The sequence below is a fragment of the Serratia sp. NA_13 genome (genome assembly GCF_052691735.1).
This window is the reverse complement of record NZ_JBQZFV010000007.1, coordinates 104,680-121,711: the sequence shown is the minus strand read 5'-3', so window position 1 is coordinate 121,711 and position 17,032 is coordinate 104,680. Positions and strand designations below refer to the sequence as shown.

Here is a 17,032-nt window from a genome sequence, read left to right as displayed (position 1 = left end):
GTTATCAGCTCAGCTACTGACGGGCAGGTGCTGTTGCAAATATTGCAGCAGGGTCTGTACCGGCGCTGAAGCTGCGCCGCCAAACGAACAGACCAGATCAAAATGACGATAAAGCGGTGTAGCCAAAGGCAATGCGCAAATACCCGAGATACCGGCCGGTATCACCGAGGCTGGTATCAACGACACACCGGTGTCTTCCCGTACCAGCGTCAGCGCGGTGTTCCAGTCACTGACGGTCACGCGTACATCGGTTAACGCCAACCCGGCCTGCTGTGCCAAGAGTTGCGCATTGAAATAGCAGCCGCCGGTTGCCAGCACAAACGGCTGTTTGACCAGTGTGCTGAACGTCACCGGTTGTCGCCCCCTGGCCAGGGGATGATGACTGGCGGTCACTGCCAGCCACGGATCCTGGCCCAATGGGGAGCTTTGCCGTTCTCGATTTGGGTTCAACACTACACCGACGTCGGCGGTTTCCAGCGCCAGCCAGTTTTCTACTTCCAAGTCGGTACCTTCCAACTGAATTAGTTCTATCGCGGGATAGCGACGGCGGAATTTACGTAATAACGGCGGCAGTAACAGGGAGAATGCGGAGGGGAAACTGGCCAGGCGTATCTTGCCGGCGTGCGCGCTTTTTGCCTGCTGCGCGTAGTGTTGGATAGCATCCAGCCCGGCCAGCATGGCGCGAGCGTGAATGACAATTTGTTCACCACTCTGGGTAAGTGCAACGCTGTGCGGCAGGCGAACCAGTAGCAGAGTTTGCAGTTGCTCTTCCAACTGAGCGATGGCCTGACTGGCGGCGGATTGGGTCATGTCGCATTGGCTTGCCGCTTGGGTGATTTTACCTCTGTCGGCTACCGCAACCAATAAACGCCAGTGGAGAAGATTGTGCATCGAATCACCGTCCGACTTAACTTGCAGGAACAAAAAAAGCGGCTGTGATAGCCGCTTTTCAAAATGACAGTGTGTGGTTACAGCACTTCTGCGCCAGCGATGCCGTCCAGATAACGTTCAGCGTCCAATGCCGCCATACAACCGGTCCCGGCAGAGGTGATCGCCTGGCGGTAGATGTGGTCCATCACGTCGCCGGCGGCGAATACGCCCGGAATGGTGGTCTGGGTGGCATTGCCGTGAATGCCGGACTGCACCTTGATGTAGCCGTTCTCAAGCTCCAGCTGACCACCGAAAATACTGGTGTTCGGGCTGTGGCCGATAGCGATAAACACGCCGGCCAGTTCCAGTTCCTGCGTTTGGTTTTCCGCTTTGGTGCTACGGATACGTACGCCGGTCACGCCCATTTGATCGCCCAGCACTTCATCCAGAGTATGGTCGGTGTGCAGCACGATATTGCCGTTTTTCACTTTCTCCATCAGCCGGTTGATCAGGATCTTCTCGGAACGGAAGCTGTCACGGCGGTGAATCAGGTGAACTTCGGCGGCGATGTTGGACAAATACAGTGCTTCTTCCACGGCAGTGTTGCCACCACCGACCACCGCGACTTTCTGATTACGGTAGAAGAAACCGTCACAGGTGGCACAGGCAGACACGCCTTTGCCTTTGAAAGCTTCTTCGGTAGGCAGGCCAAGATAACGGGCCGAGGCGCCAGTGGCGATAATCAGTGCATCACAGGTGTATTCGCCGCTGTCGCCAAACAGGCGGAACGGACGGTTCTGCAGGTCAACGCTGTTGATGTGATCAAACACAATCTCGGTCTGGAATTTTTCAGCATGCTCGCGCATACGCTCCATCAGCGCCGGGCCGGTCAGGCCTTCGGCATCACCCGGCCAGTTTTCCACTTCGGTGGTGGTGGTCAACTGACCCCCTTGCTCCATACCGGTAATTAACACCGGGTTCAGGTTGGCGCGCGCTGCGTAAACTGCGGCGGTATAGCCCGCCGGGCCGGAGCCCAGGATCAATAATTTGCTGTGTTTAGCCGTGCCCATGAATATCCTCTTTTCCCACAATGGCGGACAATGGATCCGATTGTAGGGAAAATGCAGCATTAAAAAAAGCGCCAGGGGATGTTGTTAACGATTTGTTTGATAGCCATTACCTATTAATTATTAAATTGCCGCTAAAGAGAGCGTAAAGCGCAGCAATTTAACTTATGGAAATCACTCATCTCCGCTCTTTACTCCATTGACCGGAAACAGCCCATTTAGCGGGTTTAAGCGCATTGACTGTGGGCTTTTCAAGCCAGCGATTCATAACTAAAAACGGGGTGCTAACTTTTCATGACGGTACGTTCTTCTGATTTTGCTTCTTTTACTTTGACAATCCGCTGCGCATTTGCGAAAACATCATAGGAAGAAGAAATTATCCCTGTCCCTACAGTAAATCGTACGTATTTACAGCGTTGGTGCAGAATTTTGCGCCGTTGCTGAAGGTTCGTGCGGCAGGTGAGGGGACAGCGTGCAAGCAGGGGAATTCTTCTTGCAAATAACATCATTTAAAAACCCGGTGCAGGATTTGACAGACAGGCTGCACCAGGGGAGATGATGGTAGTGAAGCATAAACAGGCATCGGGTCTTCGCTTGGAACGAACCCTTACACATTGACGTTGGTTAGGGTGTGGCAAGTGCAGGGAAGAAAATAAGAGAGACAATAATAATGGCAGACAATAAGAAACGCCCGGGTAAAGATCTCGACCGTATCGACCGCAATATCCTGAACGAACTGCAGAAGGATGGGCGTATTTCGAACGTTGAGCTTTCCAAGCGCGTGGGGTTATCCCCAACCCCATGTTTAGAACGTGTGCGCCGCCTTGAGCGCCAGGGTTTTATTCATGGTTATACCGCTTTGCTCAATCCGCATTATCTGGATGCGTCCCTGCTGGTCTTCGTAGAAATCACGTTGAACCGCGGTGCGCCGGATGTGTTTGAGCAATTCAACTCGGCAGTACAGAAACTTGAAGAAATTCAGGAGTGTCATCTGGTGTCCGGTGATTTCGACTATCTGTTGAAAACCCGCGTGCCGGATATGTCGGCTTACCGTAAGTTGCTTGGTGAAACCTTGCTGCGTCTACCGGGGGTTAACGACACCCGTACGTACGTGGTAATGGAAGAAGTGAAACAGAGTAACCGTCTGGTTATCAAAACACGGTAGGGTGCAGGTGCAAAACCTGATTAAATTGGTTACACTCCTGTTTATTCATACAGTTTCGGCGCCGGGGAAGCTTCTCGGCGCTGTTGCTATGTCAGCTAACAGGAACCTGGAGAGCCTTTCTTGAGCCAGGAATATACAGAAGATAAAGAAGTTACCTTGAGAAAACTCAGTAGCGGCCGCCGTTTGCTTGAAGCTGTGTTGATTGTGGTAGCCATTTTTGCCATTTACCTCATGGCTGCCTTGGTCAGTTTCAATCCGTCTGATCCGAGCTGGTCGCAGACCGCGTGGCATGAGCCTATTCATAACCTGGGCGGTGGCGTCGGGGCCTGGATGGCCGACACATTGTTCTTCACCTTCGGGGTACTCGCCTATGCGATACCGCCGATCATGCTGGTGTTGTGCTGGGCCGCTTATCGCCAGCGCGGCGGCGGCGAATACATCGACTATTTTGCGCTTTCACTGCGCCTGATCGGCACGTTGGCGCTGGTACTCACTTCATGTGGCCTGGCGGCATTGAATGTCGACGATCTCTATTACTTCGCATCCGGCGGTGTGATCGGCAGTTTGCTGAGCAACGCCATGTTGCCGTGGTTCAACGGTATTGGCGCCACCCTGGGGCTGCTATGCGTTTGGGCTGCAGGGCTGACGTTGTTTACCGGCTGGTCCTGGCTGGTGATCGCCGAGCGTATCGGCGGCGTGGTGCTGGGGACGGTGACCTTTATGACCAACCGTTCACGCCGTGAAGACCGTTATTACGACGATGACGACCGCTACGTCGAAGAGCAGCCCGAGTCTGCAGACAAGGAAGCCGCGCTTGCGGTAGCTGCCACGACGACGGCGGCCAATGCAGCGGAAGATGACGTATTGTTCTCTGCGCCTTCGGTCACGGAAACCGCCAAAATGGCGGCGGAAGATGCCGAAGATCCGTTGCTCAGCGGCCTGCGGGCTAATGATGACGATGATGCGAATATCACACCTGTTGCGCCAGCGCCAACCAGTGTACCGGCCACAGCGGCACCTGTTGTGGCCCAGGCCCCGCCGGTCACTGCGGCACCCCCGGCTCCGGCTTCGGTGAACCAGCATCCGATGACCGCGGTAGCGGAAAACACTGCGCCGCCGCTGTATTCGTTTGAGATCCCTGAAGAGACACCAACGCCTAAGACGACACGTCCGATTGATCCTTACCAGGACGACGACGAGCCGCGTATGGGGAATTGGGATGCTCCGGCCGCATCGCCGTCGCACGAGCATTCTCCATTTGATTTCTCTGCCGCCCAACGTGAGCACGTGGATGTCACTGCTCCGGCCGGTTTCAGTGCCGCCGAGCCTGCCGTTTCACCCTTTGGCAGCGCGAAACCTCAGGCACCTGCCGCAGCGACGGCAATTGCCGGTGCTGTTGCCGCCAATACCTTTATGCCGGCCTTTAGCGCCACCAGTGACGCGAATTCACAGGTGAAACAGGGCCTCGGCCCTGAATTGCCGCGCCCGAACCCGGTGCGCATTCCGACCCGGCGTGAACTGGCTTCCTACGGCATCAAGCTGCCTTCGCAGCGTATGGCCGAACAGGAACAGCGCACCCGGGGGGACGACGAGCCATTGCAACAGGCTGAAAATCTTTCGCAAGATGATGAAGCTGCTCTGCAGGAAGCCGCGCTGCGTCAGGCGTTTGCCGAGCAGCAAAGCCAGCGTTACGGCGGGGAGTCCGAGTCGGATAATCTGGATGATGAAGCTGTTCTGCAGGAAGCCGCGCTGCGTCAGGCGTTTGCCGACCAGCAAAGCCAGCGTTATGGTCAGCCAGAGGCTCCATCGGTGGCGCCAACTACGCCGGTAGATACCCGCAATGCATTTGGCTTCTCGCCGATGGATGATTTGGTTGATGATGGCCCGGTTGAGCCACTGTTTACCCTGTCGCCACAGTTGGAAGAACGTATTGAGCTGCAAAGCGAGCGTGAAGATGATGTGCCTTTCGGTCAGTTTGAGCCCACCGCGCCGGTTTATCCGTCGCCGCCTCAGCCTCAGACCCCGCCGGTACAACAATCCTATCAGCCTGCGCAGCCAGCTTATCAACCAGCGCAGCAGCAACCGGTGCAGCAACAGCCACCTGCCTATCAGCAGCCTGTGGCACAACCGGAGCCTGCTGCCGTGCAGCAGCCGGGAATGGGCAGCCTGATCCACCCGTTCCTGATGCGTAACGAAATGCCGTTGCAAAAACCGACCACGCCGTTGCCGACGCTGGATTTGCTGACAGAAGCCCCGAAAGAGGTGGAGCCGGTAGATTCCTTCGCGTTGGAACAAAAGGCGCGTTTGGTAGAAGCCAGCCTGGCCGATTACCGGGTGAAAGCCGATGTGGTAGATATTTTGCCAGGGCCGGTCATCACCCGTTTCGAGCTGGATTTGGCTCCGGGTGTCAAGGCTGCACGCATTTCCAACCTGTCGCGTGACCTGGCGCGTTCACTGTCAACCTCGGCGGTACGTGTGGTGGAAGTGATCCCCGGCAAGCCTTATGTCGGGTTGGAACTGCCTAACGTCAAACGTCAGACGGTCTATCTGCGAGAAGTGCTGGACTGCCCGGCGTTCCGCGATAATCCGTCGCCGCTGGCAATCGTCCTGGGTAAAGATATTTCTGGCGAACCGGTGGTGGCCGACCTGGCGAAAATGCCGCATCTGTTGGTGGCAGGTACCACCGGTTCCGGTAAGTCGGTTGGGGTCAATGCCATGATCCTGAGCATCTTGTATAAGGCCACGCCGAAAGAAGTGCGCTTTATCATGATCGACCCGAAAATGCTGGAGCTGTCGGTTTATGAAGGTATTCCGCACCTGTTGACGGATGTGGTCACCGACATGAAAGACGCCGCTAACGCCCTGCGTTGGTGCGTCGCCGAGATGGAGCGTCGCTACAAGCTGATGTCTGCGCTCGGTGTGCGTAACCTGGCCGGCTATAACGAACGCGTCGATCAGGCCGAAGCCATGGGGCGTCCGATCCCGGATCCGTTCTGGAAACCGACCGACAGCATGGACATGACGCCGCCGGTACTGGAGAAAGAGCCTTATATCGTGGTGATGGTCGACGAGTTTGCCGATCTGATCATGACGGTCGGCAAAAAGGTTGAGGAACTGATCGCTCGTCTGGCGCAGAAAGCGCGTGCAGCGGGGATTCACCTGGTGCTGGCAACCCAGCGTCCGTCGGTGGATGTGATCACCGGTCTTATCAAGGCCAACATCCCGACCCGTATCGCCTTTACCGTGTCCAGCAAGATTGACTCCCGTACCATCCTCGATCAGGGCGGTGCTGAATCCCTGCTAGGGATGGGGGACATGCTTTATCTGGCCCCTAACTCCTCGATTCCGGTCCGTGTGCATGGTGCATTTGTGCGCGATCAGGAGGTGCATGCGGTGGTTAAGGATTGGAAAGCGCGTGAGCGCCCTCAATATAAAGAGGGTATCCTCAGCGCCGGTGACGACGGTGAGGGTGGAACTGGCGGCGGTCTGGACGGTGACGAAGAGCTGGATCCGTTGTTTGATCAGGCGGTGGAGTTTGTGGTGGATAAACGCCGCGCCTCTATCTCCGGCGTACAGCGTCAGTTCCGCATCGGTTACAACCGCGCTGCGCGTATCATCGAACAGATGGAAGCGCAGGGCATCGTCAGCGAGCAGGGGCACAACGGTAACCGCGAGGTGCTGGCACCGCCACGGCATGACTGATGAAGTTTTAATCGTTGTTATTTAATTAAAAGGGCCGCTTAGCGGCCCTTCAGACTGATGACAAACCTCATTCCTGCACAGAGCGAATAGAGTTCGATAAATAAAAAACAAGGAAAATCAATTTATTGATTTTCGGCTGGTCACCACAAAGCAGGAAAAACCACGCTTTTTCCTGCTTTGTCAGCAACATATAAGGGCCGCTTAGCGGCCCTTGTGCAAAGAAGCGTAAACCCATCGGCTTCTCGGAACATTGGCCTATCTGCCGGCGAATGGCTTCGGGTAGAGTAAAGGTGTTGAGGGTTCATTTGACCCGCACGGCACCGCCTTGCGGTTAACGCATTTCATAAGGTATCTGGAATAATGAAAAAACTGTTAGTTGCCTGTTGTCTGCTTTCGGGATTCGCTTCCACCTCTGTGCTGGCCGACGCCGCGCAGGATTTGCAAAGTCGCCTGGCGAAAGTGAACAGTTTCCACGCCAGCTTCTCCCAGACCGTGACCAGCAGCGATGGCGCTGCGGTACAGCAGGGTGAAGGTGAGCTTTGGGTGAAACGTCCCAACCTGTTTAACTGGCACATGACCTCGCCAGACGAGAGCGTGCTGGTGTCAGACGGTCAGACCCTGTGGTTCTACAACCCCTTTGTTGAGCAGGTAACCGCCACCTGGCTGAAAAATGCTACCGGCAATACGCCGTTTATGCTGATTACCCGCAATAACGCCAATGACTGGAAACAGTACAACGTTAAACAGAAAGGTAATGATTTTGAGCTGACGCCAAAATCAAGCAGCGGTAACCTGAAGCAGTTCGCCATTAGCGTGGATAACAGCGGCACTATCCGCAGTTTTGCCGCGGTTGAGCAGGACGGGCAGCGCAGTTCTTACGCGCTGAAAAGCCAGCAGAACGTTGCTGCCGATGCCAGCAAATTTAAATTTACCCCGCCGAAGGGGGTGACGCTGGACGACCAGCGCCAGTGAGGTCCGCGTGAGTAATATGTCGCTCGATTTTTCCCAGAATGAGTTCCAACCGTTGGCCGCGCGGATGCGGCCGACCACATTGGCACAGTATATCGGCCAGCAGCATCTGCTGGCCGCCGGCAAGCCTTTGCCGCGCGCTATCGAGGCGGGGCAACTGCATTCGATGATTCTGTGGGGGCCTCCGGGCACCGGGAAAACGACGCTGGCAGAATTGATCGGCCGTTATGGCCAGGCGGACGTCGAGCGTATTTCTGCCGTCACGTCCGGGATCAAAGAGATCCGCGAGGCGATCGAGCGTGCACGCCAAAACCGTGACGCCGGTCGCCGCACTATTCTGTTTGTCGATGAGGTTCATCGCTTCAACAAAAGCCAGCAGGATGCCTTCCTGCCACATATTGAAAACGGCACCATCACTTTTATCGGCGCCACCACCGAAAACCCGTCTTTTGAGCTTAACTCGGCGCTGTTGTCACGGGCCCGTGTTTATTTGCTGAAGGCGCTGACCGCCGAGGATATCAGCCAGGTGCTGGATCAGGCGATGCAGGACAGCAGCCGGGGCTTTGGCGGCCAGAATATCGAACTGCCGGAAGAGACGCGTCGCATGTTATCAGAGCTGGTCGGCGGCGACGCTCGCCGGGCGCTGAACAGCCTGGAGATGATGGCGGACATGGCGGAGATCAACGCCAAAGGCATTCGCGTGCTGACGCCGGAATTACTGAAAGAGGTCTCTGGTGAACGCAGTGCGCGTTTCGATAATAAAGGCGACCGCTTTTACGATCTGATCTCGGCGCTGCATAAATCGGTGCGTGGTTCAGCGCCGGATGCGGCGTTGTACTGGTATGCACGTATTATCACCGCCGGGGGCGATCCACTGTACGTGGCGCGCCGGTTGCTGGCGATTGCTTCAGAAGATGTGGGTAATGCCGACCCGCGCGGCATGCAGGTCGCCATCGCGGCCTGGGACTGCTTTACCCGCGTCGGCCCGGCGGAAGGCGAACGGGCGATTGCCCAGGCTATCGTCTATCTGGCCTGCGCGCCAAAAAGCAACGCGGTTTACACCGCCTTCAAAGCGGCAATTCGTGATGCCAAAGAAATGGCTGATTATGACGTCCCCGAACATCTGCGCAATGCGCCAACCAAGCTGATGAAGGAAATGGGGCTGGGTGCAGAATATCGTTACGCCCACGATGAACCTAATGCCTATGCTGCCGGCGAGGATTACTTCCCACCCGAAATGGCCAAAACACGTTACTATCATCCAACCTCACGTGGGCTGGAAGGTAAAATTGGTGAAAAGCTGGCATGGCTGGCTGAGCAGGATCAAAATAGCCAGACAAAACGCTATCGCTAGCGTTGCCGTTGCGGTAAGGTTAGCGGGTATCACTCTTCCTTTATACGGCTATAAATTCAGCCGAATAAAACATCAAATTTTCTTTCAATAACAATAAGCACAGGATTAGCATGCTCGATCCCAATCTGCTGCGTAATGAGCTAGACGCAGTCGCCGTCAAACTGGCTCGCCGAGGCTTTAAACTCGATCTGGATCTGCTGCGTTCTCAAGAAGAGCGTCGCAAAGTTCTGCAGGTAGAAACCGAAACGCTGCAGGCAGAACGTAACTCCCGATCGAAATCCATCGGCGCGGCTAAAGCGCGCGGGGAAGACATTGAGCCGCTGCGTCGCGAAGTAAACGAACTGGGTGACAAGCTGGACACGGCCAAGGCCGCGCTGGATCAGCTGCAGGCTGAAATCCGTGACTATGCGTTGGCGATCCCGAACCTGCCTGACGATGAAGTACCAGACGGCAAAGATGACAGCGATAACCTGGAAGTCAGCCGTTGGGGCGAACCGCGCCAGTATGATTTCCCGGTACGCGATCACGTCGATCTGGGCGAAATGGCCGGTGGTCTGGACTTTGCCGCTGCGGTAAAACTGACCGGTTCTCGCTTTGTGGTGATGAAAGGGCAAATTGCCCGCATGCACCGTGCGTTATCCCAGTTCATGCTGGATCTGCATACCGAACAACACGGCTACCAGGAAACTTACGTTCCTTACCTGGTTAACCATGCCACATTGTTCGGTACCGGCCAGTTGCCGAAATTTGGTGAAGACCTGTTCCACACCAAACCGCTGGAAGAAGAATCCGACAGCAGCAACTACGCGCTGATTCCAACCGCAGAAGTGCCATTGACCAACCTGGTGCGCGACGAGATCCTGGAAGAGGAGTCTCTGCCGCTGAAGATGACTGCGCATACGCCTTGTTTCCGTGCCGAAGCCGGTTCTTATGGCCGTGACACCCGTGGTTTGATCCGCATGCACCAGTTCGACAAAGTTGAGATGGTGCAGATCGTCCGTCCGGAAGACTCGATGGCTACGCTGGAAGAGCTGACCGGTCATGCAGAGAAAGTGCTGCAGCTGCTGAACCTGCCGTACCGTAAAATGTTGCTGTGTACCGGTGACATGGGCGCAGGCTCGTGCAAGACCTACGATCTCGAAGTGTGGCTGCCGGCGCAGGACACTTACCGCGAGATCTCATCCTGCTCCAACATGTGGGATTACCAGGCACGCCGCATGCAGGCCCGCTGCCGCAGCAAAACCGAGAAGAAGCCGCGCCTGGTGCATACGCTGAACGGTTCTGGTCTGGCGGTCGGTCGTACGCTGGTGGCCGTGCTAGAAAACTACCAGCAGGCTGATGGCCGTATTCAGGTACCGGAAGTATTACGCCCATATATGGGTGGGCTGGAATATATCGGTTAACAAATTAGTGACGAGTCCTGATATAGGCTGACACTTTTCAGTCTTATAACGCCCGGTGAACTTCATCGGGCGTTTTGTATTGTAGCGACAGATGCGGTCGCTGTGTGTTGTAGATTTCCACCGACTCCCTGACCATCTTCCTTACCTGCCCGATATCTTTCGGTCTGCTGAGCAGGTATTCCATTTTCAGTATCCCGTTTACCCGTTCCGCCAGCGCATTATGGCGGGGGCGGTGATCGGTGGCAATTTGAATGAGCAGCAGAGCCGGGCGGTTCATCGCTCAATGTTCTGTTTGTGGTTGCTGATGGGCATCGCTTTTGTCGCTACTACGCTACATCTGGGGGCACCGTTACGTGCGTTCAACTCGTTAAACCGCGTTGGCGCTTCGGCGTTGAGCAACGAAATTGCCAGTGGCGCGTTGTTCTTTGCCGTCGGGGGTTTTTATTGGCTGCTGGCGATACTGGGCAGAATGCCATCGACGTTGGGGAAAGTATGGCTGTGGGTGACCATGGCGCTGGGCGTGGTCTTTGTTTACGCCATGACGCGGGGGTATCAAATCGATACTGTGCCAACCTGGCATAACGGTTACACTACGCTGAACTTTTTCCTGACGACGCTGATCGGCGGGCCGTTGCTGGGCGTTTTATTGCTGCGTGCGGCTGGATTAGCGGTATTAGCCCGTTATCCACTGGCTATTCTTAGCGTGGTGGCACTGTTGGCAAGCCTGTGCGCAGTGATGATGCAAGGCTATGAGTTGGCCAGTATCAATAGCTCGGTACAGCAGGCGTCAACGCTGATACCGTAATATGGCCAGTTAATGGTTGGGCGGCTGGTGTTGGTGGTGTCAGGTTTAGGCTGTTGGATTTGCCCACTGTTACGCCGGGGTAACGCGAGCGTGATAGGGATGGGTTTAGGTTTGATTTTGGTTATCGCCGGTGAGTTGGTAGGCCGTGGTGTGTTCTACGGCCTGCATATGACCGTTGGCATGGCGGTAACCGGTTAATATTGTCGTCAGGCACAGTTTGCTGTGCCCTTAACAGGATCCTTGATTTATGACGCTTGAAAATATCGCTTTAACGGGCCGGGTGCTGGGTGTGTTGTTGTATGCACCGCCAGAAAGTGTAGACGGTCAACAACTGTTGGCAACCTTGTCTGAATCTGAGTGGGTCAAAGAGTGGCCTTATGGCGACGCCGAACAGTTGCAGACGGCGGCAGCACTGATCGCCAGCGGCATTGAAGATGAACAAGAGGAGTCGCTGGCGGAGGCTTACCAACGTTTGTTTGTCGGGCCTGACACTTTACCGGCTCCGTTATGGGGTTCGGTGTATCTGGACAAAGAGAACGTGCTGTTTGGCAATTCCACTTTGCGCCTGCGCAGGTGGTTGCGTTCCAATGGTATCGACGCGCAACACGATCGCAACGAGCCGGAAGATCACATCGGTACTTTGTTGATGATGGTGGCATGGTTAGCCGAAGAGCATCAGGGTGGGTTGGTGGAGCAATTGCTGACCAAACATTTGTTGCCTTGGGCACCGCGCTATCTGGAATTGCTGCAGGCGAATGCGCAACATCCTTTCTATCAGGGGCTGGCGCAATTGGCGCAGCTCACTCTGAGCGCTTGGGCTGCTGAATGCTCTGCTGAAGTTGAAACTTTAGATCTGCATTTCTGATACCCAGGAACGGCCGCCAAAGTAGGCGGCTGTTCCTGGTTTACCCTCCGCATCGAGCCATAAAAGGGGCTGGTTATCGCCAGTGCCTCCTCCCCTGTTTCCTCATCAATCCCCTGAATGTTTAAGTTTAATGAATTATTAAATCAATCTTAACATTTCATTGACATGCTTTATCGATAGGTGTAGTTTTTTTGCGGATTATATGAGTAAAAGCTTCTTGGCATCGTTCTTAAGGCTTTGCTGTACAAGGATTGTAAAATCACCTTAGTGGTTTTTTAATGCGCAGGTTACACATTATGATTGGCAATTTTAAAAATATTTTCATCGCTATTCTTAGCGGTTTTTTTCTTACCTTAATGTTTCAAGCCAACAGCGCTCTGTCTGAACAAACCTCTTCTGTCGTCGCCTCATGGGTGGCTCACGGTATTGGCATGTTGAGTTCATTGTTGCTTATTTTATTATTTGTTAAAAAAAATCCTAAGAAATCGAATAATAAACCACAGAAACGATCCTGGTGGCTCTATCTTGGTGGTATTCCCGGAGCCTTTACCGTCATTTTGGCGACGATGGCAATTAACGGTGGCATCCCTCTCTCCAGTACAATTTCTCTTGGTTTGGTTGGGCAATTATTATTCGGCTTTGTCTCAGATCACTTTGGTTTATTCGGCTCAAAAAAACGAAAAATGACACGTAGTAGCCTGTATATCTCTGCTCTGATTATTTCCGGCTGTTTTCTTATTATCTATAGCCTTTAGGGAGCGATGACGTGGATACGCTTATTTTTATTGCCCTATTAAACGGGATGATTATTAGCTCTGCCAGGGTGATTAATGGTCAGTTGAGCGCCTCTATTGGCGCCTTCCGCACCTCCTTATGGAATCACTCGGTGGGTTTCTTATTTCTGACCCTGCTGGTGGCGGCGTTTTATTGGCAACAGCTGGGGCAGTTTCATTGGGGGCAGGTTCCGGCATACGCCTGGGTTGGTGGCGGGTGTGGCGCACTGTTCGTGGCAACCAGCAGCTACGTGTTCCCCAAAATGGGGGCGCTGAATACTTCGGTATTAATTATTGGCGGTCAGATGTTCTCGGCCGTGCTGTTTGATGTGATTAATCAAGGTGGGCGCAGTCATCTCATTCAGCTATTGGGAGTGGCGCTGATCACCATTGGGATCATCCTATCGACACTTGAGAAATATCATCATGATAAATGAACTGTTAGATGATCAGCGGTATGACATAGAGTTTAACGGGCATCTCACCAATCATGTTAAACATGCCGTTATCGCTTTGGCTGGGTTGGGTGTGCCGGATGAACGTATCCTTTGGTATTACCGCCGCTATGCCGCCATGACGCCTTACGGCATGGGGTTGGAGCCACCAAGAAAAGCCAGGTATCAGATTGACGACGCAAACTGGCGTAGCCTGCTGGGCAAGCGCAGCAGCTTCAGTGCCTATTGCGATTTTTTCCGGCAGCAGATACGCGAGTGGGGTCGTGAACAGGTGCTCGCCAGCTACCTGCCGGAGCTGATCGACGGTTGGGTGGGCTCGTTGACGCATGGCACCATTCATCTGGGCTGGGCATTGCTGGCCGAGCATGAAGTGATGATCGTCGAAGGCTTGGCCTATATGGCTTATTCGTATGTTCCCTGTCATCACCGACGCTCCCGATACGACCCGCATCTTGGGGAGTCAAAGGCCTTCGACTCGGTGTTACGTTTAGCGAACTGCTGGGAGCAACGGCGGGAAGAGATGTTGGCCTGGCAGAGCGCAGTGATTGAAACGCCTGCTGAGGAAATCAAGGCGCGCATCCATCCTGAATTACAGCGTTCCGGTCTGCAATATCGCATTGCCTGCGTGTTGCATCAGGGGCATGAGGAAATTTATCGACAACCGGAGTGGCTGACGCAACAGAGCCTCGAGCAGGCCTGGGCGCAACTCTATCAAACGGTCACATTAATCTACCTGACCACTCCGGGGAATTTTCTGCTGCTGCACTTGTTGACGTCATTGTTGGCCATGGAACAAATCGCCGGGCATTTACCTGAGCAAGAGGCGCGCGAGGTGCTTTGCAGCTACTGGGTCGGGATGCAGTGCATGTTGTTTGCTACCGATAGTTTGGCTCACCCCGATAAGTTACAATCTCTCCAGCATCTTTATGCCGATGAATACGACGATATCCGCGATCCGTTATGGGAACGCGAGTGGCTGCAGCTCACCGCGCGAGCCGTGGAGGAGGAAGAGGAGCATAACCCAAAACTGGTTTATGTGATGAAACTGCTATGGTTGCGTACCAAATGCACCCTGTATCGCGCCACCGCACATCAGTTCACCACAACACCCCAATTGCCACCGTCGTTTGAACATGCACCTAATCTGGAGTGAGAGGTCAACAGAGTGAATAACAATCCTGCTGCAAAGTTCATTGATAAATTAGGCTGGGTTTATATCCAGGATAAAAAAGTCCTGATGGCTCGTTCGTATAACAAGACGACGTTTTATATTCCTGGCGGCAAGCGGGAAATCGGAGAGAACGATCGAGAAGCTCTGACCCGAGAAATTAAAGAAGAACTTTCCGTTGATTTAATTAATGACAGTATTATTTCATTGGGCGAATTCCATGGGCAGGCCGACGGTAAACCTGCAGGCGTGATGGTTAAGATACATTGTTTTTCTGCCGACTTTATTGGCGAAGTAAAAGCCAGTGCCGAAATAGAAGAAATAACCTGGTTGACCCATGCTGACAGCCATCGTTGTTCTGCAGTTGCAGCAAAAGTATTGCACGAGTTAAAGGAAATGCATCTTATCGACTGATTATTACCTGTTGTTATTGATAAGTTACAGACTGACTTTTATTTTTAATCGATATAAGCTCTCCTTTCATCCAAACAGGTGAAGGGCGATGCTTATGTATCTATTACTCTGTTAAAAGAACAAGGTTATGAAACTTTCTAATATTCATCTGCTGGCCCCAAGTCATTATCTTACTTATTTGCACACTCAGATCCGTAATAAGCAGGCGGAGCACGCTTGCTTTGAATATTATAGCGATCAACTGCTGCGCCAACTGTTGGTGCAGGCTGCCACCTTACTGCCTTATGAAAAAAATGAGGTGATTACGCCAATTGGCGAAACCTACACGGGGCTAAAACTTGCCCGTGGTATTTGCGGTGTTTCGGTGATCCGCGCCGGGGAAAGTTTTGAGGGTGAGTATCGCAGAATGTTTAGCGGCCAGCCGATAGGCAAAATACTTATTCAACGCAATCCGCAAAGTAAGCTTCCCAAATATTTCTACTCTCATTTCCCCGACGACATTGCCGAACGCGCAGTGTTGCTATTTGAACCTATGCTGGCCACGGGCGGATCGCTGATCATGGCAATCGAAACGCTGTTGGAGCAAGGCGTTCCGGTGGAGAATATCTATGTTGTTAATGTATTGGCATCGCCGGTAGGGGTCGATCGTTTGTTTACCCGCTTCCCGTCGATCCAACTGGTGACGTCGTCCATTGAACAGGGACTCTCGGATCAGGCTTTTATGAAACCGGGGATCGGCGACTTCGGTGACCGTTACTTTGGTACCCGTCACGGGTAATTAAACTCTACAAAGGAAAAACATGCCGCACGTGAAAATTCAGCATTTTCCGCAGGTACTTTCCCAAAGCGCCAAGAATACATTGGCAGAGGAGATAACGCGGGTTATTACGCAAGCATTACAGTGCGATGCCGGCGTCGTTTCCATTGCAATAGAGCAGGTGTCTGCCGATGACTGGCAGACGCAGGTCTATCGGCCGGAAATAGAAAATAAAAAAGACTGCTTAATTAAAGTCCCTAATTACTGACCCTAAAAAAGGTGACATCCATGAAACCTGAACTCCGAGTCATTATGTTTGACCTTGACGGCACCCTGTTTGATACGGCGAGAGCGATTGTGTCCGCTTTTCGTGCCACCTTTCAACAACTGCAATTACCACAGCCGGCCGACGATGAGCTGATTCGTGAAACGATAGGCCTGCCGTTGGAGCGTGCCTTTGCTCAATTGCTGTCTCAGGAGGCCGATGGAAGGGCTGTGACTGACTGCGTGGCGGAGTATCAACGGCAGTTTCAGACGCTGATTTTACCGATGGCGGCATCGCTGTTATTTCCTGGCGTCGCCGCGGGCCTGCAACAGTTGAAAAGTGAGGGTTTTCATCTGGCAGTGACTACCAATAAGTTCGCACGCAGTGCAAATTCGCTATTGGCAGCGGCGGGCATTGCCCCGCTGTTTGATGTGGTGGTTTGCGCCGATCAGGTGACGGAAAAAAAACCGGCGCCGGAGTCTGGCAACAAAATCCTGGATCACTATCAGGTCAGGGCGAGCGATGCGGTGATGGTGGGGGATACTACGCACGACATATTGATGGCTCATCAGGTTGGCTGTCAGGTGATCGCGGTGGATTATGGTATTCAAAATCGTCAGGTACTGGCCGCGGCCGAGCCCAGCATTATTGTAAGCTCTTTTGCCGCCGTGGTTGACTGGTGCCGTCACAGAGACGTTAGTCGCGCAGCAGCAGGCTAACAACAGCAAAAGAATTACTGGTTATTCAGGGCCGCAGACAGCGCTATTTCTTAATGGTGAAAGTTTACGGGCGATAAATATCGCCATGCTTACGCTGATAACGCAATTAGCGCCATGACAAATAAATAGATCCAAAGGATATGGGCAAAAGTCGCTCAGGCTCATGCCTGCGAAAAAATGACGTCAGTTGTCATCTGCCAACTGGCAACTATTAACTCTGAAAGAGGGTGAATGCCGAAAAGCTGCATGGATAACGACAGTAATGACAACGACAGATATCC

General features: G+C 53.5%; 15 protein-coding genes and 2 pseudogenes. 14 read left to right on the top strand and 3 right to left on the bottom strand.

Annotated elements, in window-relative coordinates; all coding sequences use genetic code 11:
- Positions 1 to 9: 9 nt before the first annotated feature.
- Positions 10 to 891 (bottom strand): LysR family transcriptional regulator, encoded by an 882-nt coding sequence (locus tag ACUTSU_RS12365; protein WP_445654235.1) that lies wholly within the window; start codon positions 889 to 891, stop codon positions 10 to 12.
- A 77-nt stretch (positions 892 to 968) separates the two neighbouring features.
- Complete coding sequence (gene trxB, locus ACUTSU_RS12360; protein ID WP_153857332.1) at positions 969 to 1,940, bottom strand: thioredoxin-disulfide reductase; 972 nt, start codon at positions 1,938 to 1,940, stop codon at positions 969 to 971.
- 667 nt (positions 1,941 to 2,607) lie between these two features.
- On the opposite strand from trxB, the gene lrp reads away from it, so the two are divergent.
- The 5 genes from lrp (at position 2,608) to serS (ending at position 10,530) form a co-directional block, all read left to right on the top strand.
- Positions 2,608 to 3,102, top strand: coding sequence for a leucine-responsive transcriptional regulator Lrp (gene lrp, locus ACUTSU_RS12355; RefSeq protein WP_004928318.1), 495 nt, complete (start codon positions 2,608 to 2,610; stop codon positions 3,100 to 3,102).
- A gap of 120 nt (positions 3,103 to 3,222) precedes the next feature.
- Positions 3,223 to 6,804, top strand: a complete 3,582-nt coding sequence (locus ACUTSU_RS12350) for a DNA translocase FtsK 4TM domain-containing protein (protein WP_445654234.1) — start codon at positions 3,223 to 3,225, stop codon at positions 6,802 to 6,804.
- Positions 6,805 to 7,164: 360 nt separating this feature from the next.
- On the top strand, positions 7,165 to 7,776 hold the full coding sequence (gene lolA / locus ACUTSU_RS12345) for an outer membrane lipoprotein chaperone LolA (protein ID WP_135315908.1): 612 nt from the start codon (positions 7,165 to 7,167) through the stop codon (positions 7,774 to 7,776).
- 7 nt (positions 7,777 to 7,783) lie between these two features.
- Positions 7,784 to 9,127, top strand: coding sequence for a replication-associated recombination protein A (locus ACUTSU_RS12340; protein WP_445654233.1), 1,344 nt, complete (start codon positions 7,784 to 7,786; stop codon positions 9,125 to 9,127).
- Between the two features lie 110 nt (positions 9,128 to 9,237).
- Positions 9,238 to 10,530: a serine--tRNA ligase gene (gene serS, locus ACUTSU_RS12335; RefSeq protein WP_135315910.1), complete on the top strand. Its 1,293-nt coding sequence runs from the start codon at positions 9,238 to 9,240 to the stop codon at positions 10,528 to 10,530.
- Here the strand turns inward: serS and ACUTSU_RS12330 are convergent.
- Positions 10,527 to 10,750, bottom strand: a pseudogene (locus tag ACUTSU_RS12330) (integrase core domain-containing protein); the annotation flags it as partial. The gene serS and the pseudogene ACUTSU_RS12330 overlap by 4 nt on opposite strands.
- On the opposite strand from ACUTSU_RS12330, the pseudogene ACUTSU_RS12325 reads away from it, so the two are divergent.
- The 9 genes and pseudogenes from ACUTSU_RS12325 to ACUTSU_RS12285 all read left to right on the top strand — a co-directional run bounded on the left by ACUTSU_RS12325 (position 10,751) and on the right by ACUTSU_RS12285 (position 16,751).
- Positions 10,751 to 11,533: pseudogene (locus ACUTSU_RS12325) on the top strand (DmsC/YnfH family molybdoenzyme membrane anchor subunit).
- Between the two features lie 49 nt (positions 11,534 to 11,582).
- Complete coding sequence (dmsD, locus tag ACUTSU_RS12320) at positions 11,583 to 12,200, top strand: Tat proofreading chaperone DmsD (protein ID WP_445654232.1); 618 nt, start codon at positions 11,583 to 11,585, stop codon at positions 12,198 to 12,200.
- A 296-nt stretch (positions 12,201 to 12,496) separates the two neighbouring features.
- Positions 12,497 to 12,955, top strand: coding sequence for a DMT family transporter (locus ACUTSU_RS12315; RefSeq protein WP_445654231.1), 459 nt, complete (start codon positions 12,497 to 12,499; stop codon positions 12,953 to 12,955).
- Between the two features lie 11 nt (positions 12,956 to 12,966).
- A complete protein-coding gene (locus ACUTSU_RS12310) occupies positions 12,967 to 13,410 on the top strand; it encodes a DMT family transporter (protein ID WP_445650166.1) in 444 nt (147 codons plus the stop codon).
- On the top strand, positions 13,400 to 14,581 hold the full coding sequence (locus ACUTSU_RS12305; protein ID WP_445654230.1) for a questin oxidase family protein: 1,182 nt from the start codon (positions 13,400 to 13,402) through the stop codon (positions 14,579 to 14,581). The genes ACUTSU_RS12310 and ACUTSU_RS12305 overlap by 11 nt, the downstream gene beginning before the upstream one ends.
- A 12-nt stretch (positions 14,582 to 14,593) precedes the next feature.
- Entirely contained in the window at positions 14,594 to 15,010 is a 417-nt protein-coding gene (locus ACUTSU_RS12300; protein ID WP_445650168.1) for an NUDIX hydrolase, read from the top strand.
- 127 nt (positions 15,011 to 15,137) lie between these two features.
- Positions 15,138 to 15,788: a uracil phosphoribosyltransferase gene (gene upp / locus ACUTSU_RS12295; RefSeq protein WP_445650169.1), complete on the top strand. Its 651-nt coding sequence runs from the start codon at positions 15,138 to 15,140 to the stop codon at positions 15,786 to 15,788.
- Between the two features lie 22 nt (positions 15,789 to 15,810).
- Complete coding sequence (pptA, locus tag ACUTSU_RS12290; RefSeq protein WP_445650170.1) at positions 15,811 to 16,035, top strand: tautomerase PptA; 225 nt, start codon at positions 15,811 to 15,813, stop codon at positions 16,033 to 16,035.
- Positions 16,036 to 16,055: 20 nt separating this feature from the next.
- Positions 16,056 to 16,751, top strand: a complete 696-nt coding sequence (locus ACUTSU_RS12285; protein WP_445650171.1) for an HAD family hydrolase — start codon at positions 16,056 to 16,058, stop codon at positions 16,749 to 16,751.
- The last annotated feature ends 281 nt before the right edge of the window (positions 16,752 to 17,032 follow it).

Coding starts and splice junctions, on each gene's coding strand:
- lrp (WP_004928318.1), top strand. CDS start 2,608: ATGGCAGACAATAAGAAACGCCCGGGTAAAGATCTCGACCGTATCGAC.
- serS (WP_135315910.1), top strand. CDS start 9,238: ATGCTCGATCCCAATCTGCTGCGTAATGAGCTAGACGCAGTCGCCGTC.
- pptA (WP_445650170.1), top strand. CDS start 15,811: ATGCCGCACGTGAAAATTCAGCATTTTCCGCAGGTACTTTCCCAAAGC.
- trxB (WP_153857332.1), bottom strand. CDS start 1,940: ATGGGCACGGCTAAACACAGCAAATTATTGATCCTGGGCTCCGGCCCG.
- ACUTSU_RS12305 (WP_445654230.1), top strand. CDS start 13,400: ATGATAAATGAACTGTTAGATGATCAGCGGTATGACATAGAGTTTAAC.
- lolA (WP_135315908.1), top strand. CDS start 7,165: ATGAAAAAACTGTTAGTTGCCTGTTGTCTGCTTTCGGGATTCGCTTCC.
- ACUTSU_RS12285 (WP_445650171.1), top strand. CDS start 16,056: ATGAAACCTGAACTCCGAGTCATTATGTTTGACCTTGACGGCACCCTG.
- upp (WP_445650169.1), top strand. CDS start 15,138: ATGAAACTTTCTAATATTCATCTGCTGGCCCCAAGTCATTATCTTACT.
- ACUTSU_RS12315 (WP_445654231.1), top strand. CDS start 12,497: ATGATTGGCAATTTTAAAAATATTTTCATCGCTATTCTTAGCGGTTTT.
- ACUTSU_RS12365 (WP_445654235.1), bottom strand. CDS start 891: ATGCACAATCTTCTCCACTGGCGTTTATTGGTTGCGGTAGCCGACAGA.
- dmsD (WP_445654232.1), top strand. CDS start 11,583: ATGACGCTTGAAAATATCGCTTTAACGGGCCGGGTGCTGGGTGTGTTG.